The sequence below is a fragment of the Gordonia effusa NBRC 100432 genome, assembly GCF_000241305.1.
Taxonomy (GTDB): Bacteria; Actinomycetota; Actinomycetes; order Mycobacteriales; family Mycobacteriaceae; genus Gordonia; species Gordonia effusa.
This window is the reverse complement of record NZ_BAEH01000077.1, coordinates 24,642-44,285: the sequence shown is the minus strand read 5'-3', so window position 1 is coordinate 44,285 and position 19,644 is coordinate 24,642. Positions and strand designations below refer to the sequence as shown.

Genomic DNA, 19,644 nt, shown 5'->3' with positions numbered 1-19,644 from the left:
CTCTTTTCGAGTAAGTGATGTGGTTACCAGTTCCGGCCGAACCGGTAGTTGTGTATCCAGCGGTTGTAGATATTCGTCATTACCAGCGGCGTCGTGCCGGTGAACGTTCCGAGCCAGGCAGCGTTATGCGCGAGGATTCGATCGGGACCTTTCACCGTCACCGGTCCGATGATGATCGCCTCGGAGACGGCGGTTCGGGGGCGCAGCCGTTCTCGCGATGGCACCCGATCGAATCGATCGCCGTCACCCAGATGCCATTCGCCGATCCAGTCTTCGCGGAAATCCGCGTGCAAATCGCTGCCGGTAGAGATCATCCGGCCGGCGTAGTTATGAGACCAGTCCGCCGAATTCCAGGCGAAGAGATCGACTTTGCCATCGCCGGTGAGATCGGCGGGCAGGAAGCGGTCGTGGCTGCGCATGCCACCCCAACCGGGCACGTCGCCGTCGAATATTCGGACGAACGAGAAGTCGCTGCCGGTCGAACGGAACATCGCGAGATAGGGGTTGGCCCAGTCTGATCCGTTGAAGATGTACAGATCTTCTTTGCCATCACCCTTGAAATCGCCGACGAAGAACCGATCGTTGCGAGCGAAGCCGCCCCACCCCGCGATGTCGTCCTCCCACAGTCGGATGCACCGGAACGAACCGCGTTGGTTGCGGAAGAGGCCCAGGTACTCGCTCGACCAGTCTTGCGAGTTCCAGATCAGCAGGTCGTCTTGTCCGGTGCCCCCGACGTCGGCGACCATGATCTCGTCGTGTCGGGCCAGACCGCCCCAGCCGGGGATGTCACCGTCGTAACGCCTGGTCTGGGTGAAGCCCGATCCACTTGAGATGAGGGTGGCGACATAGGGCATCGACCAGTCGTCGAGGTTGACGACGAGGAGATCGTCGCGGCCGTCGCCGTCGAAGTCGCCGACCAGGAAAGTGTCGTGGCGTGCGAATCCGCCCCAGCCGGGAATGTCGCCGTCGTAGCGGGCGAGAACTCGCGTGGTGCCATCGGTGTTGACCTTGATCAGTGCGAGATAGGGGAATACCCAATCGGTCGAGTTGAAGACGACGAGTTCGTCGCGGCCGTCGCCGTCGAAATCACCGGCCCAATACTGATCGCCCGGACGGATTTCCCATGACCCCGGGACGATGGCGGCGGTCGTGTGTTTATGTTCCCATCTGGTGTCGGTTGCTCGGTACACGGTGAGTGCGCGATTCTCGACGCCGATGAATTCCGAACCCAGTTTCGACGTGAATCGACCGGGAACCGTACGGGTAAAAGAATGCGCCGCGGTGTGGTGGTGGGTGTCTTTCAGTTCGGTGTAGCAGATCGGGCAGAAGTCGGGGGTATTGCTGTTCATCCGGCAGTTGATGACGGGGCGGAAGATTCCGGTTTCATAGGTGTGGCCGCCCTCGAACAGGCCGGCGTCGGCGGCATCGTCCCAACCTGCCGGTTTGGTGCCGACGGTCCAACCCGCCGCGGTGCCCAGTCCCGTTGGAACGGGCGTGGCTCCGGCGATGAATTGCTTCCATTTCACCGAGGAGCGTTTGGTCGACGTCGTGACATTCACCCGACCCGGGTCGCTGAGGGTGAAGGCGCCTTTGCCGCTCGCACTGTACTCATCGGCGAGATTGCCGAAACCGTGGCCCATTTCGTGGGCGATCGTCGCCCAATTCTCTTGGGTGGTTACCTTCAGCACCGATCCGGTACGGAGTCCGCCGGGCAGTGTCGAGTTGACGATGATGAGCGTGAAATCCGCGCCCGGAGCCCACTTGGCCAGCGCGGCGTCGATGCGGCTGGCGGTGTTGGTGCCGTTCTCGAACCAGTTATGCCACCATTCGCCATTGGAGATGATGCCGAGTGAGGTGTTGAAGATATTCTCGGTGAAGGTGTCGTCGGCGAGGTTGCTGGGTGTGCCTTGGAGGTTCCAGGTGCGCGTACTGGCACCGGAGTGCACCGATTCCAGATTCACGCGGCGGATATTCCAAGCTGCGGCGTCCTCGTTGTAATAGCCCGATCCGAAGACCTGCTTCAGTACGACATCGCGGACATAGTTGTTGTAGGTGGTTTGGTCGCTGCCCGCGGCAAATCCGTCGCCGAGGATCGCGAGTGTTTTTCCGCTGCTTCCGACGTCCTGTAGGACCGTCACACTGTCGGCCATCGTGGGCTCCTTGACGAACTGCGCTATTGGGGACATCTCCGATGGTTGTCCGGTTGCGCCGTGCGGTCGCGAGTAGAGCTCTACGCGTTTGTGGTGGCGGTCAATGGTGAGGGGTGGGGTAGCGAGTCCTGATCCGCGTCAGTCGAAATCCAGCCCGAACCGCAGGCCGCGATCACGTACCCAACTCATATGCTGACTGAACGCGTCGGTCCGGGGAGTGCCGATCCCGTCGACGGAGTCGGCCAATTCCCGGGTGTAGATACTCGCGCCCAGGTCGGCCATGACGGCGTCGATGCCCAGGTTGATTCGGGCGAGCATGACGAAATCGCTGGGCACGGTCATCTTGCGACCGGCAGCTCCGGCCGGCCCGTCTTCGAGAAATGAGCGCATTACTTTCGCGCTGTCGTCGGACACAAAGGCATGTGGTTGAGGTCCGACGACGGTGCCGCACATCATCCTCCACCAGCTGTATACCTCATCGGCGGTGAGGTCACTGTCCGTCGGGACGAACCCGTTGTTGCCCGCCAGGCGGAATACCTCGTCGCGGTCACCGTCGATAGTTGCGCGGAACGTCTGCAGAATGCAGCGTCGCACCCACTCGGGAAACTGTTTGACACAGCCGAAGTCGACGAATCCCACTGTTCCGTCGGTGCCGAACCGATAGTTGCCCGGATGTGGGTCGGCGTTGAACAGATTGCCGTGCCGGTATCCGCCGAACGCGAATAGCCCGATTGTCTGAGCCCAGCGATCGCGGAGGTCTTGCTCGGCGGAACGTGCTTGCGCCCAACCGATTCCGTCGAGGAAGGTCATCGTCAGAACGCGGGAGGTCGACAACTCGGGAACGACGTCGGGGATCCGGATAGTTGGATGACCGCGGTACAGATCGGCGAATCTGGTGATATTGCGGGCTTCGTGTCGATAGTCGACTTCCTCGGCGATACGTTCGGCGACCTCGGCCGCTGCCGATCGCTGGTCGGTGCGCATTGCTTTCGGTGTCAGCGACATACCGAGCTTCATGAAGGTCGCCAAGAGCTCAGTGTTGGCCAGGTCGTCTCGAATCGCTTGCGCAACACCGGGATACTGGATCTTGACCGCCACATGGGTGCCGTCAGACAACCATGCCTCGTGGACTTGTCCGATAGATGCGGCAGCGATCGGCTCCGGTGAGAAACGCTCGAAGAGTTCGTCGATGGGTTTACCGAACTCTGCTTCGGCAGTCTCGCGCGCGGTCGTCGGATCCATTGGCGGGGCGTCGGCCTGAAGTCGTTCCAGCGCTTGCTGATAGATCGCGAACGGTCCAGCGTCGGAGGCGTCCATCTGGTACGTCGAAAGCAATTGTCCGGCCTTCATCAGCACACCCTTGGAATGGCCGAGTAGTTCGGCATATCGCTCGGCGGTGCGATGGTGGAACTCTTCGACAGCGTCGGCATCTCCAGTCCGCGCACGCAGTCCAGCGGCCAGGCGACCGCCAGCGGCGCGGGCGGCGAAACCAACAACTGGAATTGTTCTACGTACCCGCCCCGCCCGAACTTGCCCGAATCGGTCCTCGGACGACGGTGATTCGTTGGTTACGACTTGATCGTCGATCATCGAGTTGCTCCCTTGTGAAAGACCATCGGCACTGAAGTCAGGCCGCGCAATATTATTGAGTCACGCATCTCCGGATTGCCGACGACCTCGGCGTCGCGCTGAAGAAGAAGTTGAAGTGCCACAGTGATTTCCAGCTGCGCGAGTGCGGCGCCGATGCATCGATGGGCGCCGAAACCGAAAGATAGATGCGGGGCGCGGCGGCTACGGTCTACTCGGAACCTCTCGGGCTCCTCGAACACACCGGGATCTCGGTTGGCTGCGGCGATCTCGATGACGACGGTGTCGCCCGGCGAGATGACGTATTCGTTGATCGTGTGCGACTGGGTTGCGACGCGCATCAGCGACTGCGCGGGACCGTCGAGCCGAAGCAGCTCGGTCACGATGCGCGGGTCGTCGACGTCGAGATCATCGATCGGCCGACGGTGACCTGTTCGACCGAAGAGACGAACTACGGCTCCCCCCAACAGATTTGCGGTTGTTTCGTGACCCGCGATGGCGAGCAGTATTGCGTTGACGACTACCTCGTCGAGGGTGAGCGCCGGGTCGGTGGCGAGCAGACTGAGCAGATCGTCCTGCGGTTCGGCGCGACGTAGGGCGGCCAACGGAAGGAATTCGGCGACCAGTGACGTAAACGAAGCAGCCGTATCGGCGATTGTTGTCGGATCAAGCACGGTGTCCAATGCGCGAATGAGCTTGGGAGCTTCGCGCAGCAGAGTGGTGGCCGTTTCCAGGTCTAGGCCGAGCCATTCCGAGATGACCGTGACCGGAAATGGTTGCGCCAGCTGTGTCATGAAGTCGAAGGGTTCGTCCGCGGGAACTGAGTCAACGATGTCGCCGGCGATGGATTCGATGGCGGGGCGCAACTGCGCGATATAACTGGGGGTGAAGACATCGCGAAGTGAGTTGCGGACCCGGGTGTGCTCGGGGCCGTCGAGCAGCAGCATGGTTTGCGCGAGGGGGGATTCGGTGAGGCCAATCTCGGCGGCTGCATCACGATTCGCTTGCGACGCAAGCGGATCGCTCGACCATCCGGTGCCCGTGAGGACAGCGCGCGCCTCGTGGTAGCCGGAGATGATCCAGGCCCGGTTGACGTCGTCGAAACGCACGGCATCGGGTCGTGCCGTCGGTAGCTCGGCAATATCGGTCACGGCTGTCCTCCTTCGCCTAAGTGTTCACTTAGGACGCCTGCTGTGGCTATACTAAGTGAGCACTTAGGAGGCGTCAATGGGCTCTTTGGCCACCCGGGACCGACTGATCGACGAGGCGATGCGTCTATTCGGCGAGCAGGGTTATCGCGCGACGAGCGTCGCGCAGATCGAGGCGGCCGCTGGCCTTACGCCGGGTTCGGGCGGGCTTTATCACCACTTCCGTTCCAAGGAGAGCCTGCTCGAAGCGGGAATCGACCGGCAACTTGATCGGATGAGCGCGTTGCGCGACATTCGGCAGATCTTCGAAGGGTTGACCGATCTTCGAGCGGAGTTGACGGTGCTCTGCCGCTACACGCTGAGCGTGATCGACGAGGAAGCGCAGTTGCTGCGGATCGTGTCGTCGGAGCTGCGTGATCGGCCGCGAAAGCTCGCCGAGACCCTGACGAAACTGCTGGGAGAGTCGTATGTGGGGATGACCGAATGGATCTTGCGCCGTGTCCCGCACGCCGACCGGGAGGTCGCGCACGCCGTCGCCGCGGTGGCGCTCAATGCACTGTTCGCGCATCGGATGATGCCGCAATTCCTTGGCGCGCAACCTGTTTCCATCGACGATGATGTGATGGTCGGGGAGTGGGTAACGATGGTTGCCGCGCGGGTGGAAAGTTTGTCGGCAGGACTGAATTCTGCCTCCTGACGCTGTGCGGGGGAATTGTTCCCTCGGCGGCGTCCAGCGCACTGACTCCAGTCGGCAGACACAACGTGGCCCCCGACAATTCTGCCGAGGGCCACGATCAGTCGGTGAGTAGTTAACTCACAACGGGATGTTCTTGTGACGGCCGCGCCGGGCCGGTGCCGAAGCAAGTGCCTCGGCGATCTTCGAACGGGTCAGTGCGGGATTGATGATCTCGTCGACGACGCCGATCGACTGTGCGCGGCCAACGCCGCCGGCGATAGCCTCGTGTTCGACGGCAAGGCGCTCATGCAATGCTTCGCGCTCGTCGTCGGGTGCGGCGGCGAGCGCCTTCTTATGCAGGATGCCGACCGCGGCTTTGGCGCCCATGACGGCGACTTCCGAACCGGGCCAAGCGAATACGGCCGTCGCACCAAGAGCGCGTGAGTTCATCGCGATGTAGGCGCCGCCGTAGATCTTGCGGGTCACCAGGGTGACGCGGGGAACCGTGCACTCGGCGAACGCATGCAGCAACTTGGCGCCGCGGCGCACCACGCCGTCCCACTCCTGCCCGACGCCGGGCAGGTAACCGGGGACGTCGGTGACGACGATCAGCGGAATGCCGAACGCGTCGCACAGGCGCACGAAGCGTGCGGCCTTCTCCGCGGACAGCGAGTTGAGGCAGCCGCCCATCCGCAGCGGGTTGTTGGCGATGACGCCGACGCTGCGGCCCGAGAGGCGACCGAATCCGACGACGATGTTGGGCGCGTATTTCGCCTGGATCTCTTCGAAACTGGAGATCTCGGTCTCGCCGTCGGCTGCCAACTCGGTGTCGAGGAGTTGGGTGATGACCGGGTGGACGTCGTAGGCGCGCCGGTTGGACTCGGGGAGCAGTGCTTTGAGGTCGGTGTCGCCCGCCTCGGCCTTCTCGCGGTTGAAATGGCCTTGCTGGCTGAAGGTAGACACCAAGCGACGTGCGCGCCACAGGGCATCTGGCTCGGAATCGGCGGTGATGTGGCTGACGCCGGACTTCTTGCCGTGGGTAAGCGGACCGCCGAGCGACTCCATGTCGACCTGCTCGCCGGTGACGCTGCGAACGACGTCGGGGCCGGTGACGAATACGCGGCCGGCAGGCGCCATAATCACGACGTCGGTCAAGGCCGGGCCGTATGCCGCACCGCCGGCGGCAAAGCCGACGACGACGGAAATCTGTGGGATATAGCCCGAAGCGCGAACCATCGCCTCGAAGACCTGGCCGACGGCGTGCAGTGCTTCGACGCCTTCGGCGAGACGGGCGCCGCCCGAATGCCAGATGCCGACGACCGGAGCCTGTTCGGCGATGGCGGTGTCAATCGAATTGACGATATGGGCACACCCAACCACACCCATGGCACCGCCCATCACGGTGCCGTCAGTGCAGTACGAGACGGTGCGAACACCGTTGACCAAACCGATGGCTGCTTGCACACCCGACTTATCGCGGGGGTGCAGAAGCGACATCGAACCTTCGTCGAAGAAGTTGGTCAAGCGCAACAGCGGATCTCGGGGATCTGCCGCTTCCTCATGGCCGGTGATGGGAGCCAATGTGGTCATCGCTCTCTCCTGTATCTGTGGGTGTAGCTGGGTGACTATCGCGTGGTGGGATTCAGTAGCGTCCGAATGCGATTGCCACGTTGTGGCCGCCGAATCCGAACGAGTTGTTGATGGCGTAATCGATCTGGCCGTGGCGAGCTTCGCCGTGGACAACATCGATGTCGCACTCGGGATCCTGGTTTTCCAGGTTCAGAGTGGGCGGGATAACGCCTTCTTCAACCGACTTGATGGTCAGCACTGACTCCAGTGCTCCCACCGCGCCGATGGAGTGACCCAAAGCGGACTTCGGTGCGTACACCGCAGCCTGGTCACCGATTGCCGACTTGATTCCGACTGCCTCGGCGGTGTCGCCGATGGACGTCGAAGTGGCGTGTGCGTTCACGAATGCGATGTCGGCTTTAGTCAGTCCGGCGGTCTGGATCGCACGGGCCATCGCACGGGCGTTGCCCTGACCGCTGGGGTCGGGTGCGACGAGGTGGAAACCGTCAGACGTGATGCCGCTGCCGAGTACGCGAGCGTGGATATGTGCGCCGCGAGCAACCGCGTGCTCTTCGCGTTCGAGGATCAGCATCGCTGCGGCCTCGCCGAACACGAATCCGTCACGATCCTTGTCGAACGGCCGCGAAGCCGCCGCCGGGTCGTCGTTGCGCGTGCTCATCGCACGCATCATCGAGAACGCCGCGATCGGGATCGCATCGATATGACCTTCGACGCCACCGGTGACAACCATGTCGGCGTCGCCCATCACGATGTGACGCCACGCGTGGGCGATGGCCTCGGCACCAGACGAGCAGGCCGACACCGGGGTGATCACACCGCCGCGTGCGCCGACGTTGAGTCCGGTGACCGCGGCCGGTCCGTTGGGCATGGCCATCGACACCGCGAGCGGAGATACCTTGCGGTAATTACCACTGGTCTCGATGGCCTTGACAGCGTCGACCATTGCGTCGCCGCCGCCTTGGCCGGTGCCAAGGACGACAGCGAGGCGGTCCTTGTCGACCTCCGGTTCGCCGGCCTGTGCCCACAGGCGCTTGCTCATCACATGTGCGATTCGCTCGACATACGCCATCCGGCGAGCCTCGACACGGGTGACTTCTTCGGACGGGTCTTGCAGCAGGCGCCCGCCGATGCGGCAGGGGAGCTCGCCGTACTGAGTGACAAAGTCATCGGTCAGTGCGCGAATGCCCGACTTACCGGCAACCAGTCCGTCCCACGTCGAGTCGAGGTCGACGCCCAGCGATGTGGTGGCGACCATAGAGGTCACCACCACGCTGGGGAAGTTGCCTCCCAGAGTGGAGTAGTCGCGGAGCGACGCGGTCACGCGCCAGCTTTCTTGTCCTCGGCGACCTTGGCAGCGATTGCCGCGGCGGCCTCGGGGTTCTCAGCCTCGAGCTTCTGGATGTAGCCGACGGCGTCGCCGACGGTACGCAGGCCAGCGAGGTCCTCATCGGGGATCTTCACGCCGTACTTGTCCTCGGTCTGGACGGCGATCTCCACCATCGACAGCGAGTCGATGTCCAAGTCGTCAACGAAGGACTTCTCCATCGTCACCTCGGACGGCTCGATGCCGGTAACTTCCTCGATGATCTCGGCAATGCCGGCGATGAGATCTTCCTGGGTGGCGGCCACGGCGTGGCTCCCTTCTCGGTTTGAGCTCTAACGATCAGAGCGCGCTTGTCATATGTACTGGGTTAGTACTTCCGGGCGGCTGTGCAGCCGCTTGGATTCGCCGGAGAATCTCCGGCGGTCCGGGGGTCGCGGACAACTGTGGTCCGCGACCGCTATCCAAGTTCAGTGATGCCCGACAGGTCTTCGGGTGTCTTACACGCCCGCGTCGGAGTGCCCTTGAGTTCGCGTTTGGCGATTCCGACCAGGGTGCCGGCCGGGGGCAATTCGACGATGGCATCGGTGCCAGCGTCACGCATGGATACCGAACACAGGTCCCAGCGAACGGGACTGGTCACCTGCGCTACTAGTTTTGTCAGTGCTTCGGCCCCATTCGTTACAGCCTGTCCGTCGGAATTCGACAAAAGGGTGAACGTGGGGTCCGACGGTGTGATATCGGTCGCAGCTTTGGCGACCGCGTCCTGGGCCGGAGCCATGTATTTCGTGTGGAAGGCGCCCGCGACGGCCAGTTTGCGGATGCGGGCGCGCTCGGGTGGAGTGGCGATCAATTCGTCGATCGCCTCGACTTTGCCGGCCGCGACGATCTGACCGACGGCATTGCGGTTAGCCGGTACGAGATCGAGCTCTGCCAGACGGGCGAGCACTTGCTCCTCGTCGCCGCCGAGTACCGCTGCCATTGTGGTGGGTTCTAGTGCGCAAGCCTTGGCCATCTCGGCGCCGCGGATGGCGGCGAGTGTCACTGCTTCGTCGGCCGAGATGACACCGCTGATGGCTGCCGCGGCGAGTTCGCCGACCGAGTGCCCGGCAACGATTGTGTTGGCGGGGATTGAATGCCGCTTGGCGAGTTCGTCGTATGCGAGTAGTGCCGCGGCGACAACGAGCGGCTGGGTGATCGCGGTGTCGGTGATCTCGTCGGCGGTGGCAGTCGTGCCGAGGCGTTCGAGGTCCAGACTGATCTGCTTCGACCACGTGGCCAACTGGTCACGTGCACCGGCGAGCTCAAGCCATGGAGTGAGCATGCCGGGTGTCTGGGAGCCCTGTCCGGGCGCAAGCAAGGAAAGCACGTCCACTAGAAAACACCCTCAACCCCCTATTCGTGGGTGTTGGGCTCGATGAACCTTGAGGCGCGTCTTTGTGGGAGTCCTACAAACTTGGGTCGGGGCGTGCTGAGGCTGTCATCACCCTGTGACTCGTTACCAAAATGAGTCCAAAAGGGCCTCAACTGCACGAACGCAACTTACCCGACGGTTACGAGTGTTACTCATGTGGCGTGTGAGCGCATTTTTTGCTTGAACTGTGTCAATCGTCCAATGGTTGTGGCCACGCGTAGGACGTACGCGTCTCGAGGGTTAGTTGCGTCACGCCGCGTCATTTCAGCGATCTTTTTTAGTCGATAGCGCACAGTATTTGGATGAACGAACAGTTCGCGCGCGCATGCTTCGACGGATCCCCCGGTGTCAAGGTAGGTCTCCAGCGTCGTGTTGAGGGTCTCGCCGCCTTTCGACAGCGGAGTGGTTACCGAATCGATGAGAGCCTTGGTCGCGGTCTCGTCCCCGTTCAGTGCGCGCTCGGGTAGCAACTCAAGACTGTGCACCGGTCGCGGCGCTCCCGGCCATCCGGCCACAGCTTCAATCGCGGCCATCGCCTCGACGGCGCTCGAATGAGCGGTGCTGAGGTTGGGCGTCGTCGGCCCGATGACAACCGGAGCGTCGGCGAAGTGATCCAGCAGGTCGCTCATAAAGCGTTCGGTCGACCGCACCGACCCACTCACGATCGCCACTAGGAACGAACCCTGTACCACCGACAATGCCGACCGGTCGTATTGCTTAGCCGTGTTGTGAATGGCCAGCGGTACCGAGACGTTTTGTTCGGGCGGCGGTGTCCCGACGATGACGGTGGCCGGCGCATCGGAGTCCCAGTTGAGTGCGGCGGCACGCGAGAGGAGTTGTGCCCCGGTATCGCCACGAACCACGGCGTCGACGACAAGCGCTTCCAAGCGAGAATCCCACGCGCCGCGCGACTCGGCTGCCGAAGCGTAGATCGATGCCGCGGCGAAGCCGATTTCGCGGCCGTAACGCAGGACCGACTCGGTCAACGCCCGCAGCTGGGCGTCATTGCGGGCCAGCAGTGGCAGCCACTTCTCGAAGAATTCCATTGCGACGCGGACCATTTCGACCGTCTGCAGCAGAGTGATCCGCCGGGCCAGGTCTTGCGGCACGACCTGAAACGCCTGGACGGTGAACTTGACGTTGCCCTCCGGGTCTTGGATCCATTCGACGAAGTTCACGACCGCGGTCTGCACCACCAACTGCACGCTGGCACGCTGGGCTGCGTCGAGGTCACCGAAGTAGGGGAGTTGATCCGACATCGAGTGAACCGCCTCGGTTGCCAGCCGCCCGCTGTACTGCTTGACACGGCGCAGCAACGTGTCCGGCAGCGCGTCGTGGACTGTTGCGGGAGCCGGTACGTGCGCGCCACGTTCCCCGAAGACGTCCATGCTGGGAGGTTGCTGGTTGAGGCGGGCGTCGGACATGACTTCAATCTAGCCCCGGAGCGCCAATATCCACCGTTGACCCGCGACTGGCGACCGTTCGGCGACGAGTACGACTGGAAATGTCCCCGACACGCGAGCAGGCGCTATATCGCCGCCTGCTCTTGTGTCGGGGACATTTCCAGTGGTTTGTGGCCCGATACTTCGCTATGCGCTGCCGGTGTCCGCCAACGAAATCGGCGCCGCACTCACGTCGGTGATCTGATATTTTTCCGCGGCCTGCGCAGCCACCGAACGATCAAGGTGGCCGTCGCGCGCCAGAGCCAGCAGCGTCGCGACGACGATCGACTCAGCATCGACGTTGAAGAAACGTCGAGCGGCCGGACGCGTATCGGAGAACCCGAAGCCGTCGGTGCCGAGGGTCAGATATGTACCCGGCACATATGCCCGGATCTGTTCGGGGACACCTCGCATATAGTCGCTGACCGCGACGAAGGGGCCCGCGACATCACCAAGGACCTCGGTGAGATACGGCTGGGTGACAGCGGCACCCGGCTCGCGTAGTTCGTCGCGGTCCGCGCGTAGACCGTCGCGGGCGAGTTCGCTCCACGAGGTCACCGAATACACCGACGCGCCAACATCCCATTCGTCAGCGAGCAGTTGCTGGGCGCGCACCGCGTCGGGCATGGTCACACCCGATACGAGGATGTTCGCCGGGTATTGCTTGGTCCCGTCAGCGTCGGCGTAGCGATAGATACCCTTGAGCAGTCCCGCGACGTCGAGGTTTTCTGGTTGAGCCGGCTGTGTGTAGGGCTCGTTGTATACCGTGATGTAGAAGTACACATTCTCCGGCGAATCGCCGTACATCCTGCGCAGTCCGTCATCGACGATATGGGCGAGCTCGTAGGCGAAGGCCGGGTCATATGCCACGACGCCGGGGTTGGTGGCGGCCAGCAGCGGCGAGTGACCGTCGGCGTGCTGTAAGCCTTCGCCGGTCAAAGTGGTCCGTCCGGCGGTAGCGCCGATGACGAAACCGCGGGCCATCTGATCGGCGGCGGCCCACAGGCTGTCGCCGGTGCGTTGGAAGCCGAACATCGAATAGAAGATGTAGAGCGGAATCATCGGCTCGTGCTGCGTCGCATACGACGTCCCGACCGCGGTGAACGATGCCGCCGAACCGGCTTCGTTGATGCCCTCGTGCAGGATGTGCCCCACGGCGCTCTCTTTGTACGCGAGCATCAACTGCGCGTCGACGGAGGTGTACAACTGCCCGTTGCGGTTGTAGATCTTGAGCGATGGGAACCAGGAGTCCATGCCGAAGGTGCGTGCTTCGTCGGGGATGATCGGGACGATGCGATCGCCGATCTCCGGGTCGCGCAGAAGGTCCTTGAAGATGCGGACCAACGCCATTGTCGTAGCTACCTGCTGTTTGCCAGAACCCTTCGCGGCGACCTTGAGTGCGCCGGAGGTATCGGGATGCAGCGGCTTGGACTTTGGTGCTCGATTGGGCAGGAACCCGCCGAGCGCTTTGCGGCGGGCTAGCGCGTACTCGATCTCCGGTGCGTCCGTCCCCGGGTGGTAATACGGCGGCAGATATGGATCCTCTTCCAACTGGGCGTCGGTGATCGGGATCCGGTTGGTGTCGCGGAACGCTTTGAGGTCGTCGAGGGTCAGCTTCTTCATCTGATGAGTCGCGTTGCGGCCCTCAAAATGCGTGCCCAGGGTGTAACCCTTGATAGTCTTCGCCAAGATGACCGTCGGCTGCCCCTTATGCGACATCGCCGCCGCGTATGCCGCGTAGATCTTTCGGTAATCGTGCCCGCCGCGTTTGAGATTCCAGATCTGCGGGTCGGTGAGGTCTTTGACGAGTTCTTTGGTACGCGGGTCGCGACCGAAGAAATGTTCACGGACGAACGCGCCGTCGTTGGCCTTGTAGGTCTGATAGTCGCCATCGGGGGTCGAGTTCATCAGGTTGACTAGCGCACCATCGCGATCGGCGTGTAACAGGGCATCCCACTCGCGTCCCCAGACAACTTTGATGACATTCCAACCGGCGCCACGGAAGAACGACTCAAGTTCCTGGATGATCTTGCCGTTGCCGCGGACCGGGCCGTCGAGTCGCTGCAAGTTGCAGTTGACGACGAACGTCAGATTGTCGAGCCCTTCGGTCGCTGCCACGTGCAGTAGACCGCGCGATTCGGGCTCGTCCATCTCGCCGTCGCCGAGGAATGCCCAGACATGCTGATCGGAGGTGTCGCGAATGCCGCGGTCGTGCAGGTAGTGATTGAATCGTGCCTGGTAGATGGCGTTCATGGGACCGAGGCCCATCGATACCGTCGGGAACTGCCAGAACTCGGGCATCAGCCGAGGATGCGGATACGACGGTAGGCCGCCGCCCAAACCAGCATGACTGTGTTCCTGACGGAAACCGTCCATGCGATGCTCGTCGATCCGGCCTTCGAGGTAGGCGCGGGCGTAGATTCCCGGTGAAGCGTGTCCCTGGATGAAAATCTGGTCGCCGCCGCCTGGATGGTCGTGACCGCGAAAGAAGTGATTGAAACCGACCTCGTACAGCGACGCCGATGACGCGTACGTCGAGATATGACCGCCAACGCCGACGCCTGGCCGCTGCGCGCGGTGCACCATGATGGCGGCGTTCCAGCGGATGAAGGCGCGAAAGCGGCGCTCGGTGTCTTCGTCGCCCGGGAACCACGGCTCGTTTTCGGTCGGAATCGTGTTGACATAGTCCGTCGACATCAACGAGGGGATCGACACGTGCTGCTCGCCAGCGCGCTCGAGCAAGCGAAGCATCAAATAGCGCGCTCGCGCGGGGCCAGCTGATTCGATGAGCCCGTCGAGCGAGGACAACCATTCCGATGTCTCCGCCGGATCGATGTCGGGCAGATATGACGCGACGCCCTCGCGTATGACACGCACACGCTTGGCGGCGGGAGTTGTTGCTGGATCGGTCGGCTGGTCGCCCACAATTGATCTCACTGTTCTGTCGAATCGAAGCCGACCGCACTGTGGTGGGACGGCGGGGTGCGTCACGTTCCGGTAGGGGTGATCCGGGCACGTGCTCACTAGCCATGGTGCCGCAAGTCACCGACATCGTGTACGTCGAGTGGCGTAACTTTTCGTCGTCATCGACGTGTGAGAGCTAAAGTTTGCTGGCACACAACTTGCAATACAGATCGCAAACGAGGGGAACCCGACACGTGTGACTGACCCGCATTACGGGCAGCCGCCCGCCGGATCACCGTATCCCGGCTCGGGGTATCCCGCCGCCCAATCGCCTATGCCGCAGGGAAACCCGCAGCAGCCATATCCGGCACAGGGGGATCCAGCCCAGCCGTACCCTCAGCAGCCGTACCCGGGCCAGCCAGCTCAACCGGGGTATCCCACGCCGCAGGGCTATCCGCAGCCGTACCCGCCTCAGCAGTTCGCGCAGCCATTGCCACCGGGAATCTTCCAGGCAAAGTTCCGCAAGCACACCGGACTGATCATCTTGGCGCAGTGGAGCGATACGGTTGTCACCGGAACGTATGACGAAGTGCGCAAAGGTTTCTGGAATGCTCAGACGCACTGCCTCATACTTGGCTGGTGGGGCATTATTTCGGCATTGATTTACAACTGGATAGCAATTATCGGCAATATCTCGGAATTGAACAGAATCAAGGGGCTGGCGCGACAACAGGGGCTGGCCGGATAGGCAGTTGATGAGGTCAATGCGTGCACTGTTCGCGACGGTGCTCGGTTTGGGTGCGGTGGCGCTGACGGCGGGCTGTCAGACCATCGACGGCACGGCGTCGGCACCGTCTGGCCAGGTGTCGGCCTACCGGGCCGAACAAAGCTCGGCGGCCGCTGTGCGCGCACGGGTGCAAGCGATCGCGTTGTGCGAGCAGGCAATTCCGTCGATGGCGGCGATGGTGCGCGAGTACAACGCATTTATCAACGCGCTCAACAAGACTCAGAGCTACACGAAGCTGCGTGGGCTCGACACCAAGGCGCGAGAGCAACTTGCGGTGGGCGCCAACGAGATTCGTCCCAAGTTGACCAACGATCTGCCAGTCGACCTCGCCGACTCGGTGCGCGAATTCCTGTCCGCGGGTGCGTCGCTGAACAATCTCATCGGAGCCAAACAAAGCGCGCAGCTCAATTCCGTCGCGGCGGTGTGGACGCGCGAGCGACAGGCCACCATCGACCTGTGTGCTCGGTACATCCCGTCGGCATCGACGCAGCCGAGAAAGGCGCCATCCTCGTCGAAGGCCGTTCCGTCGACGTCGTCGAGCCGGCCGAGTTCATCGGTTCCGGCTCGGCCGAGCTGAAGAATTTCGCCCGCGACTACTCGTAGCGTGGATGAAGGCTCTAGGCTGTTCGGGTAACCCAAGTTGCGCGGTATCGCGCAATCTGACACGGTCGGCAGAGTCGGCACAGATCAAGGAGGTCGCACGCGGTGGTATCCGCCACAGAGGGTAGTGGTGCCCACAAGCTTGGATTCACGTCCGGTTTGGTGGTGCAAGAACTCGGCTGGGACGAAGACACCGACGACGACCTGCGGGCCGACATCGAGGAAGTCATCGGCTCGGAAATGCTTGACGAGGATGCCGATGACGTAATCGACGTTGTCGTGCTGTGGTGGCGTGAAGACGACGGCGATCTCGTCGATGCTCTGATGGATGCGATCACGCCGCTGGCCGACGATGGTTACATTTTGGTTCTTTCACCGAAGACCGGTAACGACGGCCACGTTGACCCCAGTGAGATCGCCGAGGCGGCACCCACCGCGGGCCTCACGCAGACTTCGGTCGCCAGCCTCGGGCAGTGGTCGGCGGCGCGCCTGGTCCAACCGAAATCCCGGGGCAAACGCGCATGACGTCTGCGCGAACCGCCGACCCAGTGTCGGTTGGGTCCCGTGCACCCGAGTTCGCTCTGCGCGACCAAAACAATCAACTCGTCGAACTCGAAGCTCTTCGTGACGACCGCCGGGTGGTTCTGGTCTTCTTCCCGCTCGCGTTCACCGGCAATTGCGAAGGCGAACTGGGCATGATTCGAGATCGGTTGCCCGAGTTCGACTCCCAGTCACATGTCACCGTCGCCATCTCGGTGGGGCCACCGCCAACGCACAAGGTGTGGTCGGTCGCGCAGGCGTTCCTATTTCCAATCCTGTCGGACTTCTGGCCACATGGTGAGATCGCCCGGCAGTACGGCGTTTTCGACGAGCATCGGGGGTATTCGTTGCGCGGGACGTTCGTCGTGGACCGGGATGGCACGGTGCTGTACGCACATGCGTCCGAACCTGGTGCGCCACGCGATGATTCGGTGTGGGACGAGGCATTGCGGGTCGCCGCGAGCTGACTGGCCGCTAGCTCAGCGCGAGCCAGCCCGCGAGTCCGAGGCCGCCGATGCCCACCCCGACGCGTAACACCGTTGGCGGAATGACTGCGACGATCGGCGGCCCGCACCAACCGCCGACCAATGCCCCGGCTCCCAATGCCAACGCAGCGGTCCAGTGGACGGGGCCGGTGACGCCGAAGATAACTGCGGCGACCAGATTGCTGGTTCCGAGCAGAAAACTCTTGAGAATCGCTACGTTCCACATGGATTCGGCGGTGAATATCAATAGCAGCGCCAGGAAAATGACACCTGCGCCTGCGCCGAAATAGCCGCCGTAGATAGAGATTACGAACACGGCGACAGGGATGATATGCGGTACTTCGGCATCGCCGATATGCCGACGGACGAGCGGTTGGGCCAGCAACGCGATCGATGCCATACCGACCAGGTAGGGCACGACAGTCTCGAATGACTCCTCGGGCGAGATCAGGAGCAGAAGTGCACCGACCACGCCGCCCGCCGCTGCGCAGGCGGCCCAGATAGCGAGCGTCCGGCCGCGCTCGAGCAATTTTCTGCTGGCTTTCGCGGTGGCCCCGACGCCGACAGCGACCAGTGAGACGGTGTTAGTGACATTGGCCGCGAGCGGCGAAAGCCCGACGGCAAGCAGTGCCGGATACGAAATAATGGACGCGAGCCCTGACACATAGCCAACGACGCCGGTCGCAAAACCCGCGACGACGAGGAAGGCAAGGTCGAGGGCAGTCACTTCGGTGAGGTTACGGGGCGGGCTTGGCTGGCTCGTCGTCGCGTCCGTCGGGTGTGACCGAGCGTGAGCTCGCCGCTAATCTGGGGCGATGGAATCGGTGGCGTCGAGGATGCGGAATCAACCCGCGCCGCCCTGGGCGGTGTTCGACGATTTGCTCGCACCGAACCGCCAGCCGTCGCGGTTATGGCTGCATTTGCTCGATGATGAGGTTAAACCGGCCGTGATTTATGCCGGGCGACCGGATCGGATCGTGTGGTCCTCGATTTGGTCCCGTCGCATCGACGCTCAGATCGATTTCGAACTGACGCCGCGCCGCGGTGGCACCGATCTTCGATGGACGCTTCTCATCGACGGTCCAGAGCTCGAGGATCGTCTGAAACGACATTTCTGCCAACGAATTGGCGAGCTTATCAATGCGAATTTGAGGTACACGTACGGGCAGTGACGAGCTGGGTGGCCAAGATTCGAGAGTTTGTGTCATAGGTCGACGAATACCGGCTTCGAATCCTTGGCTGCGACGAAATCGAGTCGGAGCCAAATCATATTTCTCAGGACACCGTCGTTGTTCCTCGTTACTGTCAATACATGAACTGGGGATGGATAGGTGGAGCGACTCGGCTGTCGCCAGGGGGAGAGTTATGAATTCGACTCAGGACGCGGCGCAGATCCCGGCGCCGCGGCCTGGTGACGAGTCTGCTGAGGTAATGGTCACGGTAAAGACCTATCCGAACCCGTCCGATACGTACGGTGAGACTGTCTGTGTGGCAGGTGTTCGGATCGACCGAGGAGGTCCGGAGTGGATTCGCCTCTATCCGGTCAAGTTCAGGAATACCGACTTCGCGCAACGGTTCAAGAAGTACGAACGAATCAAACTGAACGGTACGTCTCACCAAAGTTCAGACAATCGTCCCGAGTCATTTCGCCCTCGGCAGGACGAACTCGAACATATTGAGATGGTTGGGCCATCCTCCAATTGGGCGCTTAGACGTTCATATATGGGCGATCTAATCGGGGCAACGAGCACTTGCGAGCTTATCGCTGCGAATCCGAAGGGGCACATGGCCTTGCCATCGCCGTCGCTCGGGTTAATCAAACCGCATGATGTCAAGGTAGAAGTCAGAGATGGTGATCCGTGGACGGAGTCCGAACAACGGAAGATCGAGCGAGCGTCTGCGCCAGATCTATTCGGCACGGAGCTGGCCGCGTTGGAACCGGCGCCTTACGCGGTGATTTATCACTACAAGTGCGCTTTTCCCGAATGTCGTTCGCACGCTCAGAAGGCGTTGGACTGGGAGGTTGGCGCTGCTGGCCGACGATGGCGAGAAGAGAATGGTGACCAGCGAGCACGAGAAATGATGATGGAGAAATGGCGGGATGAGCTTTTGGATGAGGACAAGGATACTCATTTTTATGTCGGTAACCAGAACCGTCGGCGTCGTTCGTTCTCAGTACTCGGATTGTGGACACCTAAGAAGGAGTTCACGCTGTTCTAGGCGTGAACTATCCGCGCATTCGGCCGGTCTGCGAGAAGGCGGTCAACCACAAGATTTCGATGACACTCGGAATGATCATGTTCGAAACAAAGGAGTGCAACGATTTGTCCATCAAGTAGTTCGGTGACGTGTGCGAGTGCTTTCCCTGCGTCAGGCCCTTCGAGTAGCCGACGGTAGCGCTCGATGGATTGAGGCTCGCCGGCGCGAAACCCATCGCGATTTTCCTTTGGGTTGCCGAGTGCGCGGTGGTGGACATACTTGATATCCACCGCGGCTAATGCCGCGGAGAGTTTCGTTTTCGATAGACCAGGCTTGCGGCTAAGGGGTGTTAGTCGGACATCAACTAGCACACCCACGCCTTCGTCGAGGAGCCGGGCAACCAGATCGTCGGCCGACCTACCTTCGTATCCGACGCTGACGAGAACTTCCTTGGAATGCGAGCCGTCCTGCATAGTGTGCAATCCTGCCTCATCGAATCGCGTCGGTCTGCTGCGGATTGCCAGACTGTGTCACAACGACTCTAGTCGAGGCAGAACTCGTTGCCCTCGACGTCCCGCATCACCATGCATTACTCGTTCTGGTCGTCGGGCCGGTAGGAGATGGGTGCGTCGGGCTCCGAGGGCAACAAGGCGAGCACACTCTGTCCTCGAGGGCCGCTGCTCGTTCCTTACCGACGAGGCGGTGCCCACGCTCACGTCAAGGTGCCACACGGTTCTTGACGGTTTTGCCTTCAGGACGCGTTGGGAAGCGTCCTACCGTCGGTGAGACGCTTCTCGAACG

At 62.0% G+C, this 19,644-nt stretch carries 18 protein-coding genes; 7 read left to right on the top strand and 11 right to left on the bottom strand.

The genetic code is table 11. The features are described from left to right. Nucleotides 1–23 precede the first annotated feature (23 nt). From GOEFS_RS14005 to GOEFS_RS13995, 3 genes are all read right to left on the bottom strand, one after another. Entirely contained in the window at nucleotides 24–2,150 is a 2,127-nt protein-coding gene (locus tag GOEFS_RS14005) for a M64 family metallopeptidase (RefSeq protein WP_007318582.1), read from the bottom strand. A 138-nt stretch (nucleotides 2,151–2,288) separates the two neighbouring features. Beyond that, on the bottom strand, nucleotides 2,289–3,740 hold the full coding sequence (locus GOEFS_RS14000) for an ABC1 kinase family protein (protein WP_007318581.1): 1,452 nt from the start codon (nucleotides 3,738–3,740) through the stop codon (nucleotides 2,289–2,291). Then, nucleotides 3,737–4,888: a cytochrome P450 gene (locus GOEFS_RS13995; RefSeq protein ID WP_007318580.1), complete on the bottom strand. Its 1,152-nt coding sequence runs from the start codon at nucleotides 4,886–4,888 to the stop codon at nucleotides 3,737–3,739. Before GOEFS_RS13995 ends, GOEFS_RS14000 begins: the two co-directional genes overlap by 4 nt. Nucleotides 4,889–4,964: 76 nt before the next feature. Here GOEFS_RS13995 and GOEFS_RS13990 point away from each other — a divergent pair, with 76 nt between their 5' ends. Further along, nucleotides 4,965–5,582, top strand: coding sequence for a TetR/AcrR family transcriptional regulator (locus GOEFS_RS13990; RefSeq protein ID WP_007318579.1), 618 nt, complete (start codon nucleotides 4,965–4,967; stop codon nucleotides 5,580–5,582). Nucleotides 5,583–5,699: 117 nt separating this feature from the next. Here the strand turns inward: GOEFS_RS13990 and GOEFS_RS13985 are convergent, their stop codons facing one another. From GOEFS_RS13985 to aceE, 6 genes are all read right to left on the bottom strand, one after another. Then, nucleotides 5,700–7,151: an acyl-CoA carboxylase subunit beta gene (locus GOEFS_RS13985; RefSeq protein WP_007318578.1), complete on the bottom strand. Its 1,452-nt coding sequence runs from the start codon at nucleotides 7,149–7,151 to the stop codon at nucleotides 5,700–5,702. A gap of 52 nt (nucleotides 7,152–7,203) precedes the next feature. Then, a complete protein-coding gene (locus GOEFS_RS13980) occupies nucleotides 7,204–8,472 on the bottom strand; it encodes a KasA/KasB family beta-ketoacyl-ACP synthase (protein WP_007318577.1) in 1,269 nt (422 codons plus the stop codon). Continuing rightward, nucleotides 8,469–8,780, bottom strand: a complete 312-nt coding sequence (gene acpM, locus GOEFS_RS13975) for a meromycolate extension acyl carrier protein AcpM (RefSeq protein ID WP_007318576.1) — start codon at nucleotides 8,778–8,780, stop codon at nucleotides 8,469–8,471. The genes GOEFS_RS13980 and acpM overlap by 4 nt, the downstream gene beginning before the upstream one ends. A 152-nt stretch (nucleotides 8,781–8,932) precedes the next feature. Further along, nucleotides 8,933–9,841, bottom strand: coding sequence for an ACP S-malonyltransferase (locus GOEFS_RS13970; protein ID WP_040525174.1), 909 nt, complete (start codon nucleotides 9,839–9,841; stop codon nucleotides 8,933–8,935). Nucleotides 9,842–10,038: 197 nt separating this feature from the next. After that, a complete protein-coding gene (locus tag GOEFS_RS13965; protein ID WP_007318574.1) occupies nucleotides 10,039–11,310 on the bottom strand; it encodes a PucR family transcriptional regulator in 1,272 nt (423 codons plus the stop codon). A 165-nt stretch (nucleotides 11,311–11,475) separates the two neighbouring features. Beyond that, nucleotides 11,476–14,265, bottom strand: coding sequence for a pyruvate dehydrogenase (acetyl-transferring), homodimeric type (aceE, locus tag GOEFS_RS13960; RefSeq protein ID WP_085949529.1), 2,790 nt, complete (start codon nucleotides 14,263–14,265; stop codon nucleotides 11,476–11,478). 223 nt (nucleotides 14,266–14,488) lie between these two features. On the opposite strand from aceE, the gene GOEFS_RS23830 reads away from it, so the two are divergent. The 4 genes from GOEFS_RS23830 (at nucleotide 14,489) to GOEFS_RS13940 (ending at nucleotide 16,626) form a co-directional block, all read left to right on the top strand. Further along, nucleotides 14,489–14,980 (top strand): polyadenylate binding domain-containing protein, encoded by a 492-nt coding sequence (locus tag GOEFS_RS23830; RefSeq protein WP_007318572.1) that lies wholly within the window; start codon nucleotides 14,489–14,491, stop codon nucleotides 14,978–14,980. 16 nt (nucleotides 14,981–14,996) lie between these two features. Beyond that, entirely contained in the window at nucleotides 14,997–15,596 is a 600-nt protein-coding gene (locus tag GOEFS_RS13950; protein WP_007318571.1) for an Rv2240c family protein, read from the top strand. Nucleotides 15,597–15,724: 128 nt separating this feature from the next. Then, the gene (locus GOEFS_RS13945) at nucleotides 15,725–16,144 is read left to right on the top strand and encodes a DUF3052 domain-containing protein (protein WP_007318570.1); all 420 of its coding nucleotides are present in this window, start codon (nucleotides 15,725–15,727) and stop codon (nucleotides 16,142–16,144) included. Further along, nucleotides 16,141–16,626, top strand: a complete 486-nt coding sequence (locus tag GOEFS_RS13940) for a peroxiredoxin (protein WP_007318569.1) — start codon at nucleotides 16,141–16,143, stop codon at nucleotides 16,624–16,626. The genes GOEFS_RS13945 and GOEFS_RS13940 overlap by 4 nt, the downstream gene beginning before the upstream one ends. A gap of 7 nt (nucleotides 16,627–16,633) precedes the next feature. On the opposite strand, the gene GOEFS_RS13935 is transcribed toward GOEFS_RS13940, so the two are convergent. Next, nucleotides 16,634–17,371, bottom strand: a complete 738-nt coding sequence (locus GOEFS_RS13935; RefSeq protein WP_007318568.1) for a sulfite exporter TauE/SafE family protein — start codon at nucleotides 17,369–17,371, stop codon at nucleotides 16,634–16,636. Between the two features lie 88 nt (nucleotides 17,372–17,459). On the opposite strand from GOEFS_RS13935, the gene GOEFS_RS13930 reads away from it, so the two are divergent. Together GOEFS_RS13930 and GOEFS_RS13925 are read left to right on the top strand one after the other, a co-directional pair. Continuing rightward, on the top strand, nucleotides 17,460–17,816 hold the full coding sequence (locus tag GOEFS_RS13930) for a hypothetical protein (protein WP_040525159.1): 357 nt from the start codon (nucleotides 17,460–17,462) through the stop codon (nucleotides 17,814–17,816). A gap of 193 nt (nucleotides 17,817–18,009) precedes the next feature. After that, on the top strand, nucleotides 18,010–18,864 hold the full coding sequence (locus GOEFS_RS13925) for a DUF8757 domain-containing protein (protein ID WP_007318566.1): 855 nt from the start codon (nucleotides 18,010–18,012) through the stop codon (nucleotides 18,862–18,864). Here the strand turns inward: GOEFS_RS13925 and GOEFS_RS13920 are convergent. Next, nucleotides 18,861–19,316: a DUF488 domain-containing protein gene (locus tag GOEFS_RS13920; protein ID WP_040525158.1), complete on the bottom strand. Its 456-nt coding sequence runs from the start codon at nucleotides 19,314–19,316 to the stop codon at nucleotides 18,861–18,863. The two genes, GOEFS_RS13925 and GOEFS_RS13920, sit on opposite strands and share 4 nt — an antisense overlap. Between the last annotated feature and the right edge of the window lie 328 nt (nucleotides 19,317–19,644).

What these genes read in the sequence shown, in the direction of transcription:
- GOEFS_RS13965 (WP_007318574.1), bottom strand. Translation starts at nt 11,310, where the DNA reads ATGTCCGACGCCCGCCTCAACCAGCAACCTCCCAGCATGGACGTCTTC.
- GOEFS_RS14000 (WP_007318581.1), bottom strand. Translation starts at nt 3,740, where the DNA reads ATGATCGACGATCAAGTCGTAACCAACGAATCACCGTCGTCCGAGGAC.
- GOEFS_RS13920 (WP_040525158.1), bottom strand. Translation starts at nt 19,316, where the DNA reads ATGCAGGACGGCTCGCATTCCAAGGAAGTTCTCGTCAGCGTCGGATAC.
- GOEFS_RS14005 (WP_007318582.1), bottom strand. Translation starts at nt 2,150, where the DNA reads ATGGCCGACAGTGTGACGGTCCTACAGGACGTCGGAAGCAGCGGAAAA.
- GOEFS_RS13990 (WP_007318579.1), top strand. Translation starts at nt 4,965, where the DNA reads ATGGGCTCTTTGGCCACCCGGGACCGACTGATCGACGAGGCGATGCGT.
- GOEFS_RS13940 (WP_007318569.1), top strand. Translation starts at nt 16,141, where the DNA reads ATGACGTCTGCGCGAACCGCCGACCCAGTGTCGGTTGGGTCCCGTGCA.
- GOEFS_RS13930 (WP_040525159.1), top strand. Translation starts at nt 17,460, where the DNA reads ATGGAATCGGTGGCGTCGAGGATGCGGAATCAACCCGCGCCGCCCTGG.
- GOEFS_RS13925 (WP_007318566.1), top strand. Translation starts at nt 18,010, where the DNA reads ATGAATTCGACTCAGGACGCGGCGCAGATCCCGGCGCCGCGGCCTGGT.
- GOEFS_RS13950 (WP_007318571.1), top strand. Translation starts at nt 14,997, where the DNA reads ATGCGTGCACTGTTCGCGACGGTGCTCGGTTTGGGTGCGGTGGCGCTG.
- GOEFS_RS13985 (WP_007318578.1), bottom strand. Translation starts at nt 7,151, where the DNA reads ATGACCACATTGGCTCCCATCACCGGCCATGAGGAAGCGGCAGATCCC.